15 protein-coding genes are annotated in these 16,886 nt (G+C 41.6%); 6 read left to right on the top strand and 9 right to left on the bottom strand.

Going from position 1 to position 16,886, the window contains the following annotated elements; all coding sequences use genetic code 11:
* Positions 1-9: 9 nt before the first annotated feature.
* Positions 10-1,440 (bottom strand): pyridoxal phosphate-dependent aminotransferase, encoded by a 1,431-nt coding sequence (locus MN869_RS07720; RefSeq protein ID WP_005202960.1) that lies wholly within the window; start codon positions 1,438-1,440, stop codon positions 10-12.
* A gap of 240 nt (positions 1,441-1,680) precedes the next feature.
* Between MN869_RS07720 and msrB the strand changes: the two genes are divergently transcribed.
* From msrB to MN869_RS07700, 4 genes are all read left to right on the top strand, one after another.
* Positions 1,681-2,100, top strand: a complete 420-nt coding sequence (gene msrB / locus MN869_RS07715; protein WP_004653048.1) for a peptide-methionine (R)-S-oxide reductase MsrB — start codon at positions 1,681-1,683, stop codon at positions 2,098-2,100.
* A complete protein-coding gene (locus MN869_RS07710) occupies positions 2,097-2,585 on the top strand; it encodes a glutathione peroxidase (protein ID WP_004653049.1) in 489 nt (162 codons plus the stop codon). The genes msrB and MN869_RS07710 overlap by 4 nt, the downstream gene beginning before the upstream one ends.
* A gap of 28 nt (positions 2,586-2,613) precedes the next feature.
* Positions 2,614-3,462, top strand: a complete 849-nt coding sequence (locus tag MN869_RS07705; protein WP_201772398.1) for an AraC family transcriptional regulator — start codon at positions 2,614-2,616, stop codon at positions 3,460-3,462.
* Positions 3,463-3,534: 72 nt separating this feature from the next.
* Complete coding sequence (locus tag MN869_RS07700) at positions 3,535-4,158, top strand: LysE family translocator (RefSeq protein ID WP_033133351.1); 624 nt, start codon at positions 3,535-3,537, stop codon at positions 4,156-4,158.
* Positions 4,159-4,197: 39 nt separating this feature from the next.
* Here the strand turns inward: MN869_RS07700 and MN869_RS07695 are convergent, their stop codons facing one another.
* The 3 genes from MN869_RS07695 to MN869_RS07685 form a co-directional block, all read right to left on the bottom strand.
* On the bottom strand, positions 4,198-7,350 hold the full coding sequence (locus MN869_RS07695) for an efflux RND transporter permease subunit (RefSeq protein ID WP_033133350.1): 3,153 nt from the start codon (positions 7,348-7,350) through the stop codon (positions 4,198-4,200).
* A 1-nt stretch (position 7,351) separates the two neighbouring features.
* Positions 7,352-8,542: an efflux RND transporter periplasmic adaptor subunit gene (locus MN869_RS07690; protein WP_033133349.1), complete on the bottom strand. Its 1,191-nt coding sequence runs from the start codon at positions 8,540-8,542 to the stop codon at positions 7,352-7,354.
* 182 nt (positions 8,543-8,724) lie between these two features.
* On the bottom strand, positions 8,725-9,177 hold the full coding sequence (locus tag MN869_RS07685) for an Lrp/AsnC family transcriptional regulator (RefSeq protein ID WP_004807851.1): 453 nt from the start codon (positions 9,175-9,177) through the stop codon (positions 8,725-8,727).
* 152 nt (positions 9,178-9,329) lie between these two features.
* Here MN869_RS07685 and MN869_RS07680 point away from each other — a divergent pair, with 152 nt between their 5' ends.
* Positions 9,330-9,947 carry a LysE family translocator gene (locus MN869_RS07680; RefSeq protein ID WP_033133364.1) on the top strand — a complete coding sequence of 206 codons (618 nt, stop codon included), beginning with the start codon at positions 9,330-9,332 and terminating at the stop codon, positions 9,945-9,947.
* Positions 9,948-10,002: 55 nt separating this feature from the next.
* Here MN869_RS07680 and dapC read toward each other — a convergent pair whose 3' ends face one another.
* The 4 genes from dapC to MN869_RS07660 all read right to left on the bottom strand — a co-directional run bounded on the left by dapC (position 10,003) and on the right by MN869_RS07660 (position 15,659).
* A complete protein-coding gene (gene dapC, locus MN869_RS07675) occupies positions 10,003-11,172 on the bottom strand; it encodes a succinyldiaminopimelate transaminase (RefSeq protein ID WP_033133348.1) in 1,170 nt (389 codons plus the stop codon).
* Between the two features lie 25 nt (positions 11,173-11,197).
* A complete protein-coding gene (gene glnD / locus MN869_RS07670; protein WP_005189443.1) occupies positions 11,198-13,861 on the bottom strand; it encodes a [protein-PII] uridylyltransferase in 2,664 nt (887 codons plus the stop codon).
* A gap of 70 nt (positions 13,862-13,931) precedes the next feature.
* A complete protein-coding gene (purT, locus tag MN869_RS07665) occupies positions 13,932-15,149 on the bottom strand; it encodes a formate-dependent phosphoribosylglycinamide formyltransferase (RefSeq protein ID WP_171248652.1) in 1,218 nt (405 codons plus the stop codon).
* A 120-nt stretch (positions 15,150-15,269) separates the two neighbouring features.
* Positions 15,270-15,659 carry a tautomerase family protein gene (locus tag MN869_RS07660; protein WP_033133346.1) on the bottom strand — a complete coding sequence of 130 codons (390 nt, stop codon included), beginning with the start codon at positions 15,657-15,659 and terminating at the stop codon, positions 15,270-15,272.
* A gap of 187 nt (positions 15,660-15,846) precedes the next feature.
* Here MN869_RS07660 and MN869_RS07655 point away from each other — a divergent pair, with 187 nt between their 5' ends.
* Positions 15,847-16,311 (top strand): hypothetical protein, encoded by a 465-nt coding sequence (locus MN869_RS07655; RefSeq protein ID WP_033133345.1) that lies wholly within the window; start codon positions 15,847-15,849, stop codon positions 16,309-16,311.
* A gap of 64 nt (positions 16,312-16,375) precedes the next feature.
* On the opposite strand, the gene MN869_RS07650 is transcribed toward MN869_RS07655, so the two are convergent.
* Complete coding sequence (locus MN869_RS07650) at positions 16,376-16,693, bottom strand: hypothetical protein (RefSeq protein ID WP_033133344.1); 318 nt, start codon at positions 16,691-16,693, stop codon at positions 16,376-16,378.
* Positions 16,694-16,886 lie beyond the last annotated feature (193 nt).

Genomic DNA, 16,886 nt, shown 5'->3' with positions numbered 1-16,886 from the left:
TTTTTTTTATTAACGCATCTTGGCTAAGAAGCGACTCAAGCGATTGATCGCTTCACGTAGTTCATTTTCAGCAGGTAAGAACACCACACGGAAGTGATCTGGTGTTGGCCAATTAAACCCTGTGCCTTGTACCAAGAGAACTTTCTCTGCTCTTAATAAATCCAACATTAATTTTTCATCATCTTCAATTGGATAAATTGTTGGGTCGAGTTTTGGGAAGCAATACATTGCGCCATCAGGTTTAACACAACTCACACCTGGGATCTCATTCAGCATTTCCCACGCAATATTACGTTGTTCGTATAAACGACCACCTGGTCGAATCAAGTCATTAATCGACTGATAACCGCCTAAGGCTGTTTGAATTGCATATTGCGCTTGGTGGTTGGCACATAAGCGCATTGAAGCCAGCATATCTAAGCCTTCAATATAGTCTGCAGCACGTGCTTTATTACCCGTGATTGCCATCCATCCTGCACGATAACCTGCGATACGATATGCTTTTGATAAACCATTGAATGAAATACACAGTTGATCGCCAGCTAAAGCCGCAACCGCTACATGCTCAATGCCGTCATAAACGATTTTGTCGTAGATTTCATCAGCAAATAAAATCAGGTCATGTTTTTTCGCTAGCGCAACAATTTGCTCTAACACATGACGTGGATAGACAGAACCCGTAGGGTTGTTCGGATTGATAATCACGATACCACGGGTGTTCGGTGTGATTTTACTTTCCATATCCGCAATGTCAGGATACCAGTAGTTTTCAGAATCACATTTATAGTGAATTGCAGTGCCACCAGAAAGATTCACTGCTGCTGTCCATAATGGATAGTCTGGCATAGGTACCAGCATTTCATCACCGTCATCAAGCAGACCTTGCATCGCCATCACGATCAGTTCAGAAACACCATTACCGACATACACATCATTGACATGCATATCAAAAATGCCTTTCTGTTGGTAATACTGGCAGATGGCTTTACGTGCAGGGAAAATCCCTTTTGAGTCGGTATAGCCAATTGCATTTGGAAGGTTTAATGCAACATCGTTAATAATTTCTTGAGGGGCTTCAAAACCAAAAGGTGCAGGGTTGCCGATATTCAGCTTGATGATCTTATGTCCTTGCTCCTCCATTTCATTGGCGGCGCGTAATACTGGTCCACGGATGTCGTAACAAACATGCTCAAGCTTAGATGATTTTTTAATTTCTCGGCTTGATTGATTAGACTGGGGAACAACAGTATTTTTTGACATAGCTGGATTCACTTTTGCATATCGGTATAAATAACTTTTAAAGGTTTCAACACTTACCAAATTTAGATCGTGTTGATCTCTCAGCAATTCAACAATTTTTTCATGGGTGAAACCTGATTGTTGATATTGTCTGATGGTTGGTAATAGATTTTGGAAAACCACACTTTTTTTCTGAGACATTGTTTGTCCTATACAACCGTGCGAAATTAGAATAACACCATATTTGCTTACGCAAAAGATAATATTGTTAAAAATTGCTTACCATATGGATTTAATTTGCTTTCTTTTTGCTTTTGTTGATTTTATTGCTTAAATTTCACCAAATTATACGATCTGAGACTAGAGTTTTTTTTTTGAATGGCGTAAATATAAAACCTGATCATTAAGATAGTTCTAACATCAGAATAAAAGGTGCAGGTTATGGGAAAAGTGAATAAAACAGACCGGGAATGGCAAAGAGAATTATCACCTGAAGAATACCGCATAACTCGTCAAAAGGGCACAGAACCCGCATTTACTGGACAATATTGGAACAATAAACAACATGGTACGTATGTTTGCCGTTGTTGCGGTGCGGAATTGTTTTCTTCAGAAACAAAATACGATAGTGGTTGTGGTTGGCCGAGCTTTTTTAGACCTATTGACAGTGTTGCAATCGAAGAACATGAAGATTTATCACACGGTATGGTCAGAACAGAAATTGTCTGCCATGATTGCGATGCACATTTGGGCCATGTGTTTGAGGATGGTCCACAGCCGACAGGACTGCGTTATTGTGTGAATTCGGCATCATTACAACTTAAAACAGAAGAAAAGAACGACGAGGAAACGTATCCATGAGTAACATTTATCAGTTTGAAGCTGAATTGTTAGAGGGAGAAACAAAAGCGCTCGCTGATTATAAAGGCAAGGTCATGCTGATTGTAAACACTGCAAGTAAGTGTGGTTTTACTCCGCAGTTTGCGGGACTTGAGAAACTTTATGAAAAATATAATGCTCAAGGCTTAGAAGTTTTAGGATTTCCATGCAATCAATTTGGAGGACAAGATCCAGGGACAAATAAGGAAATTGGCGCATATTGCCAGCGTAATTATGGGGTCAGTTTTCCCATGTTTGCCAAGGTGGATGTGAAAGGACCTGAAGCACATGTGATTTTTCGTTATTTGACTCGTGAGGCAAAAGGTCTTTTGGGGAGCCGAAATATCAAATGGAACTTTACTAAGTTCTTGGTGGGGCGTAATGGTGAGGTTTTAGAGCGTTATGCGCCAACAACTAAGCCAGAGGCTTTGGAAGCTGATATCGAAAAAGCATTGGCGAAGAAATAAATGAGCAAAGTTTTTGGTTGAGGTTTGAATTCTTTTGGACTCAACTGTTGAATTCTGGAGTGATCCAGACATGCCTTATGTTGAAACGCGTAGGGCATGTCAAAGTCGAATTTGCTATAAATCCCACAGCCATCCGACCTTTTCAATTGGTGCTGTTGATATTGGACAGAGCCGCTTTTCAAGTACTTTTGCACAAGAGCAAGTCATTCAGGCAGGGGCTTTGGTGGTTATTCCTGCGCACGTAGAACATTCTTGTAATCCTTTACCTGATCAGGCATGGAGTTACCAGATGATGCATTTGGATGCTGCTTGGTTAATCACCTTGATTGAAGAACTGCACCAAGATATTGCTTTAGAAACTGACAGACAAACAATATATCTCCCTCAGTTAAGACCAACCATTGCTCATGATGTAAAAGCCTACGACGCATTTACAGTTTTGAATCGGCTACTATTTAACGAGCAAATTTCAGTACTCGAAAAAGAACAGTATTTAATTCAAACCTTAACAGAGATTCTAATACCGAGTTTTCATTGGGAAAAGATACATTCCTCTCATTATTTTCAGCAGTATCTTCCAGACTTATTGGAATGCCTTAAAGACAATATTGAGAATCTGTCTCTGCGAGAGCTTTCCGAAAAGATGAACATGAGTCGTTATGCATTAATACGATTATTTAAACATTACTTTGGATTAACCCCACATGCTTATCAGTTGAACTATAAGGTCAACCAAGCTCGGCAGCGTTTAAGAGAACCTGATCGTGATTTAGCAAGATTGGCATATGAACTCGATTTTAGCGATCAAAGTCATTTTCATCGTGTTTTTAAGCAATATACTGGCATAACACCCAATCAATATTATAAAAAATCTTAGCCCACGCAATTTTATACAAGAACAAAGCACCGCACTTTTCTAAGCTGACTCCGATTCACTTGGAGAGCATCTATGGAGCTTTTTCTAACCATCGCCATCACGCATTTTATTGCATTACTGACACCTGGTGCAGACTTCTTTTTAATTTTAAAGACCTTGATACAGAGCCAGAAAAAGGCTGCAAGATTCACCTGTGCAGGCATCGCACTTGGGAATGCCATCATATTGATCAGCATTTATTTGAGTCTATTTATCATTGGTCAGGTGAATACCGAATTATTCATCCTCATGAAGTGGTTGGGTGTTGTTTATTTTGCATATTTGGCGATTCAATGTTTCCGTTTGGCTCAATCGGCACAGAGGGTCAATCAACTTGATGAGAAACGTGTTCATCAACCGCACAATAATGCTTACCTGAAGGCGTTTCTATCGGGATTGCTTTCCAGTGTGTTGAACCCGAAGAATTTGATGTTCTATAGCGTGTTGGTGATCTTGATTTATCCGCAATATAATTTTGTTCAAAATACTTTGTTGTGTTTCTGGATGGTGGGGTTAGTGTTGATCTGGAATCTCGCTATTGTTCAATTGATCGGTTCAAGTATTTACCTGTCGTGGTTAAATCGGCATCTGCGCCATTTATATTATTTAGCAGGACTCAGTTTTTTGTTATTGATGCTGGTACTGATCATGTATTAAATAAAAAGACGGTCAAATGACCGTCTTTTTTATGCAAGCTTATTGAGTGGGTTCAATAGGTTGATGTGGTGTCTTCCTAAAGCTATGGATCTTGCGATTAATATCATCGATAAAGGTGTATACCACAGGAATCACCAATAACGATAAGAAGGTACTGGTAATCAAGCCACCAATGACTGAGATTGCCATTGGTGCACGGAAACTCGGATCGGTACCAATCCCGAGTGCAATTGGAAGCATCCCCGCACCCATTGCTAGCGTGGTCATGATAATTGGACGTGCCCGTTTATGGCAGGCATCGAGTAGGGCATTGAATCGTGAATAATGCTTTTCATTCCTTGCGATAATCGCGTAATCGACTAGTAGAATCGAGTTCTTACTGGCAATCCCCATCAGCATAATCAGACCAATCAAACTTGGCATTGAGAAACTACTTTTTGCTAAAAGCAGCATCACGAATGCACCACCGAGGGATAAAGGTAAGGCCACCAGAATGGTAATTGGCTGTAAAAAGTCTTTAAATAACAACACCAACACAACGTAGATACACAGTACACCTGTGAGCATTGCTAAACCAAAACTAGAGAACAATTCCTGCATCACTTCAGCATCACCAATATTGGTACGCTTCACCGTAGGTGGTAAATTCTTCATCGTCGGTAGTTGATCAACTTTGGCAGCAATATCTCCCAACGGTTGATTATTCAATTCAATATTGAAGTTAATGTTACGTAAACGGTTGAAACGGTCAATTTGTGATGGACCACTTTCGATATTGACGTCTGCAATGGTACCGAGCATCACAGGACCTCGACTACCTTTCACCATCAAGCGTTTCATGAGTTCTTGATCTTGACGGGCAGCCAGTGGCAGTTTAATTACAACAGGCACTTGGCGTTGAGATAAGTTCAATTTCGCAAGGTTTTGATCAAAATCACCCGCGGTCGCGATTCGTAAAGTCTCAGCAATATCGTAAGTGGTCACACCTAAATCAGCCGCTTTGGCAAAATCAGGGCGAATCACTAACTCAGGACGGATCAAGGCTGCACTCGAGGTGATACTGCCTACATTCGGGATGGTACGTAATTCGCGTTCAAGGCGACGTGCAGTTGCCATTAAGGCCTCTGGATCATCACCTGATAAAGCCAGTTGGTATTGACTGTTGTTACCCGCTAAACCAACCTGAATGCGTGCACCCGGAAGTGGTGCAAGGCGTTGGCGTAGTTGATCTTCAATGTCTTGTAAGCTAGCACTACGATCAGAACGTTCCGTGGTTTGAATCGTGAGCGTTGCTTTGCGCGGTTCACTTGATGCACCACCTGCAAATGGATCAGTTCCCGCAGCACCACCACCAATCGTGGTATAGATGCTTTTAATTTCAGGATGATCTTTAATCAGCGTACGTGCATATTCGGCAGTCTTAAGCGTATCTCCAAACTGTGAACCCGGGGTAAGCTCCAAACGAACTTGCGTTTGTCCTGTATCGGGTGGTGGGACAAAACCTGTAGGTAGCAATGGAATTAGCATAACTGAACAGATAAAGAAAGCAATTGCACCAGCTAAAGTGATCCAGCGATGATTCAGACACCAAGTCACCAAACGCATGTAGCCACGCATAACTTTGCCGTCTTTAGCACGGTCTTTGGCTAGACTGCTTGTACCTTGGTCAGTGGCAGTTTCTACGGTTGTTGATTCATCTTGCTGTTCAACTTTACCGACCCATGGTTTCAAAATATAGGCAGACATCATTGGGGTGAGTAAACGCGCAACAAGCAGTGAGGCAAAGATCGCAAGAGCCGCCGTCCAACCAAACTGAACGAAAAATTTACCTGCGATACCACTCATAAACGCAGTGGGTAGGAATACGGCAATCAATGTGAAGGTGGTGGCAATCACGGCCAGACCAATTTCATCGGCTGCTTCCATGGCCGCCTCATAGGGCGTTTTCCCCATACGTAAATGCCGTATGATATTTTCAATCTCAACGATGGCATCATCGACCAGAATACCCACCACCAATGACATGGCTAAAAGCGTCACTGTATTGAGGGTGAAACCAAAGAAATACATGCCAATTAAAGCAGGTAAAATCGATAATGGCAGGGCAGTTGCAGCAATGATGGTGGCCCGCCAATCACGTAAAAATAGCCACACCACCAAGATCGCTAATATCGCACCTTCATATAACAGTGACATCGAGCCTTTATAGTTATCCTCAACAGGCTTTACAAAGTTAAAGGCTTCGTTGATTTTTATATCGGGATGTGCGGCTTTAAGTTTATCTAATGCGACGACAACCCCTTTTTCTACATCAACCTCACTGGCACCTTTGCTTCGCGTAATTTCAAAGCCAATCACAGGTTGACCATTTAAGAGTGCAGCGGAACGCCGTTCAGCCGTACCATCACGAACAGTTGCAACCTGATCCAAACGAATATGTCGACCATCACTAAGTGCAATATCCATTGCACCTATTTCATCAGCTGTTTTTACTGTCGCAATGGTGCGGATGGATTGTTCACTACCCCCGATTTTGGTTTGACCGCCAGAAGCATCTTGCTGAATCAAACGTAGTTGACGGGTAATGTCGGTTGCAGTTGCATTCAGCGCCAATAGTTTTTCAGGATCAAGTTCGACTTCAACCTGACGTGTGACGCCACCAACGCGAGCAACCGCACCAACGCCTTTAACCTGTAACATCGCGCGGGCGATATCATAGTCTACAAACCATGACAGTGCTTCTTCATCCATCTTTGGCGATTGGATGGTGTAAGTCAGGATTGGCGAACCTGAAAGATTGATCTTGCTGACAATTGGATCTCGTAGATCGGCAGGTAGATCGGAACGAACTTGTGACACGGCATTGCGCACATCATCCACAGCTTCTTGTAGAGGTTTTTCTAATTGAAACTCCGCTGTGACAGTGACAACACCATCTTGAATGTTAGTGTACTGATTTCTCAAACCTTGCAGAGTTGCAATCGAGTTTTCAATCTTACGTGCGACTTCGGTTTCAAGCTGAGGTGGTGCAGCTCCGGGTAATGCCGCTGTCACAGTGACCATGGGTAGTTCAATGTCAGGGAACTGTTGGATCTTCATCCATTTAAAACAGAGCAATCCTGCCAAACCCAGCATAATAAATAACAGAATGCCAGGAATTGGATTTCGGATTGACCAAGCGGAGAAATTCATGTCATTTCTCCTGTGTGGTCACAAGTTGTTTGCTAAGTGGTGTCTCTGGAATGTCTTTGGCAATACTGACCAGATCGCCATCAGCTAAGAAACCTGTACCTGAAGAAACCACTTTTACATTCGCTGGTAAATTCAAGAGTTCGACACGATCTCCCAAACGGCGACCTACAATGACTTTCTGTTGGGTGACACGATTCTTGTCATTGACAATAAAGACATAGGAAAAACCATCACGCAACAGTAGGGCTGTTTGAGGAACCGTCAATGCGAGTTTCTGACCTAAATCAAATTCACCTTTAACAAACATGCCCATACGCACAGCTTGAGTAGTTGGAATGTCCACATAGACCAAGCCATAACGGGTTTGTGGATCGATCACAGGTGCAATCATTCTGACTTTACCTGTTACAGCAGGTTGGGCTGGGTCAGGTGAAACAATATGTGCGGTCATACCTTGTTTAAGCTTGTATAAATCCGATGTGGTCACTTCGGCACGCCATTCTAAACGATGGTCTCGAATCAAGCGGAACAGCTCTTGACCTGTTTGTGCAAGAGATCCAACCGTTGCTGTACGGGCTGAAATCACACCATTGTCAGGTGAAACCACTTGGGTCTGTGCTAAGCGTAATTGGTTACTTTCAATTTGTGCTTTGGCTGCATCTAGACGCGCTTGAGCTGTTGCTTGAGAGGTTTGATACTGAGTAGACTCTTGTGCTGAAATTGCGCCTGTATTTTTTAGTTGCTGAATACGTTTATTGTTGGTAATCGCATCAGTCAGTACGGCTTGAGCTTCTGCATAACTGGCTTTGGCTGCTGCCAAATCGGCACGGATGGTTTCGCTATTAATTTCAGCTAAGACCTGACCACGACGCACTTCATCGCCGACATTGACATTCACACGGGTAAGACGCTGGCCTGAGAGTTCGCTGCCAATCACCACTTCTTGCCATGCCGCAATGTTGCCATTAGCAGTAAAGGTTTGTTCCCAATTTTGTTGTTGGGGTTGAACAATTGTTACAGTTAAAGCGGCTTTTTGTTCAGTGGTATCTGCGTTTTTAGCTTTTTCAGGATTCACTGATTTTTTAGCAGTTCCAGTCTGCCAAACCACAACTGCAATAATTAAAAGTACAACCGCAATTGCTAAAATGAGCCAACCCTTTTTCTTTATTTTCTTGGGAGTTTGAGAAGTCATCTTTCCATAGTCATCAAGTTTTGATGGCTAAGTATAGACGAAGATTTCAACAGTTGCTCAATAGCCCATAGACAGATAAAAAAATTAATAAAGTCGCTTAGGTTTATGACTTTTTAGCTTAGGAAAAGTTTGAACCGCTTCAATTCCACACTTTTATGCTGTCATAAAGGCGAACTGCTGCTTTAGAGTGGCAGTAAACGATTGGAGACCACATTTTTCATGACAATGGTTGAGGTCAAACGCTGGACATTGGGTAAGGCAGACAGACTGTCATCATAGAGTTTCTGGAAACTGGCCAAGTCTTTAGCAACCACATGCAGTAAATAATCTGGATTTCCAAATAATCGTTGTGCCTGAATCACATTGGCAATTTCAATGACTTTTTCTTCAAAGCTAGAAAGTGCTTTTTTATCTCCATCTTTTAAAGTGACGAAGATAATCGCTGAGAAATTAAGGCCGATTTTTGAAGCTTCTAGATCAGCATGATAACCTTTGATCACACCACTTTCTTCTAATGCTTTAACACGACGATGACAAGGCGACAGACTTAGACCGATTCTTTCTGCCAGTTCTGTGATAGATAATCGCCCATTTGCTTGTAGTTCAGCAATAATTTTCTTATCAATGCGATCCATTTAGAAGAATCTCCCTTTGGGCTTTGAAGATATAGAAGTATTTGGAATAACATTTTCACCATTAAAGCATATCCTTTCTCAACAATCTTCACCAAATGGTGAAAAAGAAAACGATCAAAGGTCGTATTGTCGATGTGGGAAGGGCTTTGCTTATGGAACTTAGTGTGATTTTTGCTTTTTGGTGCGTTTCGATCTTATTCGTATTAACACCTGGCGCCGATTGGGCTTATGTCATTCTTGCAGGCATCAAAGGTAAATTTATTCTAAATGCCGTCACTGGTTTAGTGTTTGGGCATCTCATGGCGATCTTATGTGTGGCAGCAGGTGTGGGCGCTTTGGTGCAACACTATCCGATTTTACTTACTGTGATGACGATCATGGGTGCTTGTTATTTGTTATGGATGGGCATCAATCTATTTATACATCCAGCGACCATTTCAACTGAGACCGATGCCACGCAATCGCTTGATTCAGCAGGTTCATGGTTGATTAAAGGAGTGGGGATTAGTGGCTTAAACCCAAAAGTCTTGCTGTTATTTTTTGCCTTATTGCCACCGTTTATTCATCCACAAATGGCATTTTCACCAACCGTACAAATTATTTTTCTGGGATTAATTCACTTAATTAGCTGTGCTGTGGTGTATATGTTTGTGGGGATAGCAGCCAATAAATTGCTTAGAAGCAGACCGCGTGCAGTAAAATTTGTTAGCCGTATTTCGGGTGGATTGATGATGCTCATCGCAGCAATCCTATTTATTGGGCAAATTTAAAACTTAAGTCTTTTCATAAATAAAAAAATCCCCGAATATTCGGGGATTTTTTTATTTATAGAATGGCTTTGAGTCGTTTCACAACTTCTTCGCACTGCGCCAAATCGGCAACCAGTGCCATTCTGACATGACCTTCGCCTGGATTGCCTTGTTCTGTATCACGAGACAAATAACGACCCGGTAAAACCTTGATATGCGCTTTTTCCATCAACATCTTGGCAAAAGTTTCATCATTATCCACTTTTAACCAGTAATAAAAACCCGCATCTGGTTTTTGTAAAGGTAATAAATGACCGAGTTCAGACTGGAATAAATCAAACTTAGCACGATACTGCTGGCGGTTTTCTTCAACATGTGCTTCATCATTCCACGCTGCAATAGATGCCAATTGATTTTGTACTGGCATTGCAGCGCCGTGATAAGTACGGTATTGCAAATAAGGTTTTAATAAAGCCGCATCACCTGCAACAAAACCAGAACGCATGCCCGGTAAGTTTGAACGTTTAGAAAGTGAATGGAACACGATGCAATTTTTATAATCATCACGTCCCATTTCGGCACAAACTTCTAATAGGCCGATTGGTGCTTGGTCAAACCAAAGTTCCGAATAACATTCATCCGATGCAATTACAAAATCATATTGATCAGACAGGGCAATTAACTTTTTAAACTGTTCTTTTGATAGAACTGTTCCTGTCGGATTACCTGGTGTGCACACAAACAGTAATGCTGTTTTTTCCCAGACTTCCGCTGGAACTGCATCAAAGTCACCTAAGTAACCATTTTCTTCAGTACAGTTAATGAAATAGGGTTTTGCACCTGCAAGCAGGGCTGCACCTTCATAAATCTGATAAAACGGATTTGGCATCACCACATACGGTGCATCTTCACGCTTAATCAAAGCTTGTACAAAAGAGAAAATACCTTCACGTGTACCAGAAACAGGCAGGATATGATCCTCTGCACTAATATGATTCAACTTGAAGCGATTGATGAGCCACTGTGCAATGCTTTGGCGCAACTCAGGCAGACCTTTACTGTTTGGATAGGTCGATAGATGAGCAAAATTATCAATAATCGCTTGTTTAACGAACTCTGGTGCAGGATGTTTAGGCTCACCAATTGATAAAGGAATCAACGGTAAATTGGCAGGTTGCACATCTTTAAAAAGTTGATTTAACTTTTCAAAAGGATAGGGATGCAATAACGACAAGCTAGAGTTCATTTAAACAGTTACCAAACAATAAAATTTAAGATGGATTACAAATTTGATTCGATGCTTCATCTAAAGCGGCTTTTAAGCTTTCCGCAAAAGTTTTCACTTCTTCATCGGTGAGCAAGACACCATTTTTCTTGGTGACAAAGAAAATATCTTCTGCACGTTCGCCCAGTGTGGCAATTCTTGCAGAATGGATATCCAAACCTTGCAACATGAACAAACCACCAATACGCGCCAACAGACCAGGATGATCGAGGGTTGAGATTTCAACCATATGCTGCTGTAGCGTTGGGTTTAGGACAATATCGACAGTATTTTGCACATCAAAATGACGCAAATGACGTGGAATACGGCGTTGCATGATCCCTGGATATTGATCCGAATGACTCAATGCATCGACCAAAGCGGCTTTCACTTTGCGTTCGCGATCTGGATCAGTCAGTAAAGTACCAAAACGATCAAGGACCAGATAAGTGTCTAAGCTGAATGAAGTTGAGGCGGTGATAATACGTGCATCTTGAACATCAAGATTCATACGATCTAGTACCGCAACCGTGGTAGCAAATAAGTTCGGTTGATCACGAGTATAGATAAAGATCTGAACTGCATCATCAGCAGCATTACGATGCGCACGCAATAGGACCAGAGGTTCTGGATTATCGCCGTGTTGCAAAATTGCTTGGGTATGCCAAGCAATTTCATTGGCTGATTCTTTGACGAAGTATTCATCGCCCAGCTCTTGCCAGACTTTCTCAACTTCAGCGAGAGAGAAGTCATTGACCAGGAGTTCACTGGCAGCAAATTTGGTATCTTCAATCAGCATTTGATAGTCAACTGGACGACCTAAGCCTGAACGAATCACATCACGTGCGTAGGTATAGAGCTGACGCATCAAGGATGCACGCCATGTATTCCACAGTTTCGGATTGGTTGCGTTAATGTCAGCAACCGTCAAGGTATAAAGATAATCGAGATGCTCCATATCACCGACTTTTTCGGCAAAGTCTTTGACTTCATCAGGGTCAGAAATATCTTTTTTCTGTGCAGTAAGAGACATCAATAAGTGATTGTTAATCAGCCATGCCACCAACTTACATTCACGCTCGGTAAAGCCATGGGTGCGGCAGAATTCAATCGCATCCAGCGCACCAAGTTCACTATGATCACCACCACGACCTTTGGCAATATCATGGAAAATTGCAGCCATATACACGATGTCATGACGGGCAATACGCTGGAATACAGAACTGACCACTGGGAATTCTTTAGCAAACTCAGGTTCTTTAAAGCGACTTAAATTGCGCAGCAATAACAGAGTATGCGCATCGACGGTATAAATATGGAACAGGTCATATTGCATCAAGCCTGTAATCTGTCCAAAAGCAGGAATGTAATTGCCCAATACACCATAGCGTTTCATTGCCACCATGGTGTCATATAAATGTGGTGAACGAATAATCGACATAAACAGTGCTTGATGTTCTGGATTATCGCGGAAACGCTGATCAATCCGTTTTGCCGCAAGTACCAGCAGGCGCAAGGTACGGGCACGAATACCGGTAATTTCAGGTCGATTTGCCAATAAATAGAATAACTCTAAGATGGCAATTGGTTCTTCTGAAAATACTTTGTGATGTTGAACAGCCAATTTCCCATCGACAATTTTAAAACGTTCATTAATATCAATAATATGGCGTTCATAATCAGGTAGACGTGGGGTAATCACTGATTCATTGAAATAGGCGAGTAGCATTTCATTCAGTGTTGAAACTTGCTGCGCGGTACGATAGTAGCGCTTCATAAACTGTTCAACAGCAAAATTAACAGGCTGACCTTCTTCACGCACATAACCAAATTTTGCAGCGATATCACGTTGATATTCGAACAATAAACGGTTTTCATCGCGTTTGGCCAAACGGTGTAAATGGGTACGAATTTCCCATAAAAAGCTTTCGGCTTCTTCCAGTACACCCAATTCAAATTCAGTGATAAAACCCAAATGCACCAAATCATAAATACGATTGACGCGGAAGTGACGTTTGGCAATCCAGCCAATCTGATTGATATCGCGAATACCCCCTGGGGCATTTTTAATATCAGGTTCTAAATTACTTTCGGTATTGTTGTGTTGCGCATAACGTTTGGCTTGTTCAACCATTTTGGCATCATAGAAGGTTTGATCTGTCCATGTTTGCGCAACGATACGGCGTGGCCATTTTGCCAGTTGCTGATTACCAGTAATGAGACGAGCTTCAATCAAGGTGGTCGCAACAGTTAAATCATTAATGGCTTGTTCAACACAGTTTTGAATGGTACGAACGCTGATCCCCGGTTTGAAATTGCCGACATCCCATAAAGAAGAAATAAAAGTCGAGATCAGTTTTTCTTGTTCTTCACTGATTTCATCCTCAGACAAAATCATGATATCGGTATCTGAATAGGGCAGCATTTCATGGCGACCATAACCGCCTACTGCAAATAAGCCCAATTCTGTTTGATCTAAGCCTGCATGATTCCAAAGAAAGATCAGGGCTTCATCAATCGAGTCTGAGCGCGCTCCAATCACTTCACGAATAGGTTGACCATTTTCATAGCTCTCCTGTAATTGCTTTTCTACATCCGTACGCCATTGGTTAATGGCCTGAATATCATGAAGACTAGTGACGTAGTTCAACAAAGGAGAGGTCTTGATCATAAAGCTGGGTCTTCTATCAAAGCCCCTCTAAAAAGAGGGGAAATTGTGATGATAATAACCTAAGGTCATCTTAAGCGTTGGTTTGTACACTCACTTGGTCTGCGGCTTGCTGTGCCAATTCACGTGCAAGATCCGTTGTTTCAGCGCGAGCAGTTGCAACTCCCATACGGCGACGTTTAAAGCCCTCAGGTTTGCCAAATAGACGTAAGTCTGTGTTTGGATTTGCTAAAGCAAGATTCAAGCCAGTGAAACTCAAGTTTTTAGCATCAACACCTGCATAAATCACTGCACTTGCAGCCACACTATGACGTGCTGTATTGACAGGTAGACCGAGAATTGCACGGGCATGCAATTCAAATTCACTCTGGAATTGTGAAGCTAAAGTGACTAGACCGGTATCATGAGGACGAGGTGAAACTTCACTAAACCAAACTTTATCGCCTTTAATAAACAGCTCTACACCGAAGATACCACAACCGCCTAAAGCAACAGTGACTTTATTGGCAATGCGTTTTGCTTCTTCCAGCGCAGCAGGCGTCATCTGTTGCGGCTGCCAGCTCTCGACATAATCACCCGCATCTTGGCGGTGTCCGATTGGATCACAGAAATGTGTTTCGATTTCACCTGTTTCTGGATTTTTAGCACGGACGGTAAGCAAGGTAATTTCAAAATCAAAATCAATTTGCGATTCAATAATCACAGTGCCTTGATTGACGCGGCCGCCTTGCATTGCATAATCCCAAGCAGCATCCACTTCATCAAAACTCTTCACACGAGATTGACCTTTACCTGAAGAAGACATGACAGGTTTTACAAAGTTTGGATAGCCAATGTCATCACATGCAGCACGGAAGCTTTCTAAGGTATTGGCAAAGCGATAAGCAGAGGTTGGCAGGCCGAGTTCTTCAGCGGCTAAACGACGAATGCCTTCACGGTTCATGGTGAGGTTAACTGCTTTTGCAGATGGAATCACCGTTGCAGTTTGGCTTTGTTCAATTTCAACCAAAACTTCTGTAGCAATGGCTTCAATTTCAGGAACAATTAAATTGGGTTTGATCTTTTCAATCAGTTGTTTTAATTCGGCTGGATCGGCCATATTCAGGGTATAAGCATAATGTGCGACTTGCATTGCAGGTGCATGATCATAACGATCTGCAGCATGAACTTCGACACCTAAGCGTTGTAAAGAAATCACAACTTCTTTACCTAGCTCTCCAGAACCTAACAGTAAAACCTTAAATGCAGAAGATTGAAGTGGAGTTCCAAGAGTGACGCTCATGCGAATAATCCTATCCTGAGTAATTTGCGTTTAAGCATAGCAGAACTTTTTGTGGAATTAAGCTAATCTGAAACAAAAAACCTGCTTTTTGTTAGACAGAAAATTGCACTTCATCTGCGATTTGGCTGCTTACACATCTACCTGATAATTCAGTTGTAATTCATCTGCATGTTGACCGCGGATTCCCCAATTGCATTTCGGTGTTTCAAAAATTGTAATTTCAATATCTTGTGCTGAAATCCCACATTGTTGTTGAATATAAGTGAAAATACTTTGAATCAAACGTTTTTTGGCTTCAGTGCTTCTGCCTTCAAACATCGAAATTTCGATAATTAGATAATGCTGGCTCCGATCATTGGGATAGATAAAGTCTTCTTTCGCTAGCGCAATAAAACGCTGAAATTTCTTTTCGATAGGATAGTTCAAACTTTCAACTAGTGCTTGATGTACGGCATGAGAAAGTTGATTTCTAAACTGTTCAATAGTGGTTTGTAAGGCATAAATCTTGATTTGCGACATTGTTGATTTCTTCCTTCTTGAAGTTTTAATTTTTTATAGATGGACAAGTCTGACAGTATGCTGAACAAAATCATAAAATCAATTACTTAGAATAAAAAGCATTCTGCTGGGTAAATAAGTAACAAGCATTGAGAATTATTCCCAAATTGACTAGCATAATGTCCAAATGTTTCATCGGCGATTTGCTATGTCTAATCCAAACTCTCGTGTAACCGCAATCCTGTTGTGTAGTGCATATTTATTGGCTGCTTGCGGAAACTCAAATAATGAGCCAAAAGAAAAGGTCGAGATCAAACCTGCGCCGAAACTTAATAATGATGCCACCACCTATGCCAATACAGCATGGAAGTTGATCAATGACATCGATCCGATTGTTTATAATAAACAAGTGACTGATATTGAAGAAAAAGTCAGAAAACCATTGCGTCAGCTCAGTACTGATTGGCGTATCAATGTCAAAATGACCGATTCCGTGACTGAAGGGAAATATGCCTTGTGTCGTAAAGCATTGACCAGTTTGGATACTTGGGCACGTGATGTAAAAGATAATGCCAATGCATCAATTCAGAAGCAGGCTGATTACGAGCGTGATAAAGCACAGTGTAAGGATGCAATTGATAATCCCGCGCTAGGCAATACTTCACCTAAGTAAGAATATACAAATAAAAAAGCGAGATATTTTATCTCGCTTTTTTATGGTTAAAGTCATCAAACGCTTATGAGGTTTTGACCGTTTTTGCTGCTTCCTGTTTGGCTTTTGTTGCTGTGGTATTGGCCACTTTTTTCGTATCTGTTGTTGCTTTCATCGCATCGTGTTTCGCAGTATCTTTCATTTTCGTCATGTCATGCTTTGCAGTATCTGTTGCTTTGGTTGCTTCTTTCTTGGTTTTTACCACACTTGTTGCAACACATTTACCGCCTTTGTGATTTGGTCCGGTACCACCTTGGATTTGAGTTCCTTTCGGGCAGGCAAATGCGCTAGCGCTGAGTACTGTAAATAGGCCTGCTGTTAAAATCGTTGCAATTTTTCTCATGATTGTCATCTGCATCGGGTAAGCGATAGTGCTTAGCTTTAATGTATGCGTGTTCAAGACAAGAAAGCAGACTGATTTTGTGAAATATTTTAGGGCATCAGTAGTATTTTATAGTGAGAGTTTATCTTTTAATTTATGTTTAAGCTTAAAAGCATATTGCAAAAAAATGCTGTGCTTATCCATTTAAAATACA

The organism is Acinetobacter sp. NIPH1876 (assembly GCF_022808535.1).
GTDB lineage: Bacteria > Pseudomonadota > Gammaproteobacteria > Pseudomonadales > Moraxellaceae > Acinetobacter > Acinetobacter higginsii.
Note: the sequence above shows the minus strand (reverse complement) of the source record. Positions and strands in the feature narration are given on the sequence as shown.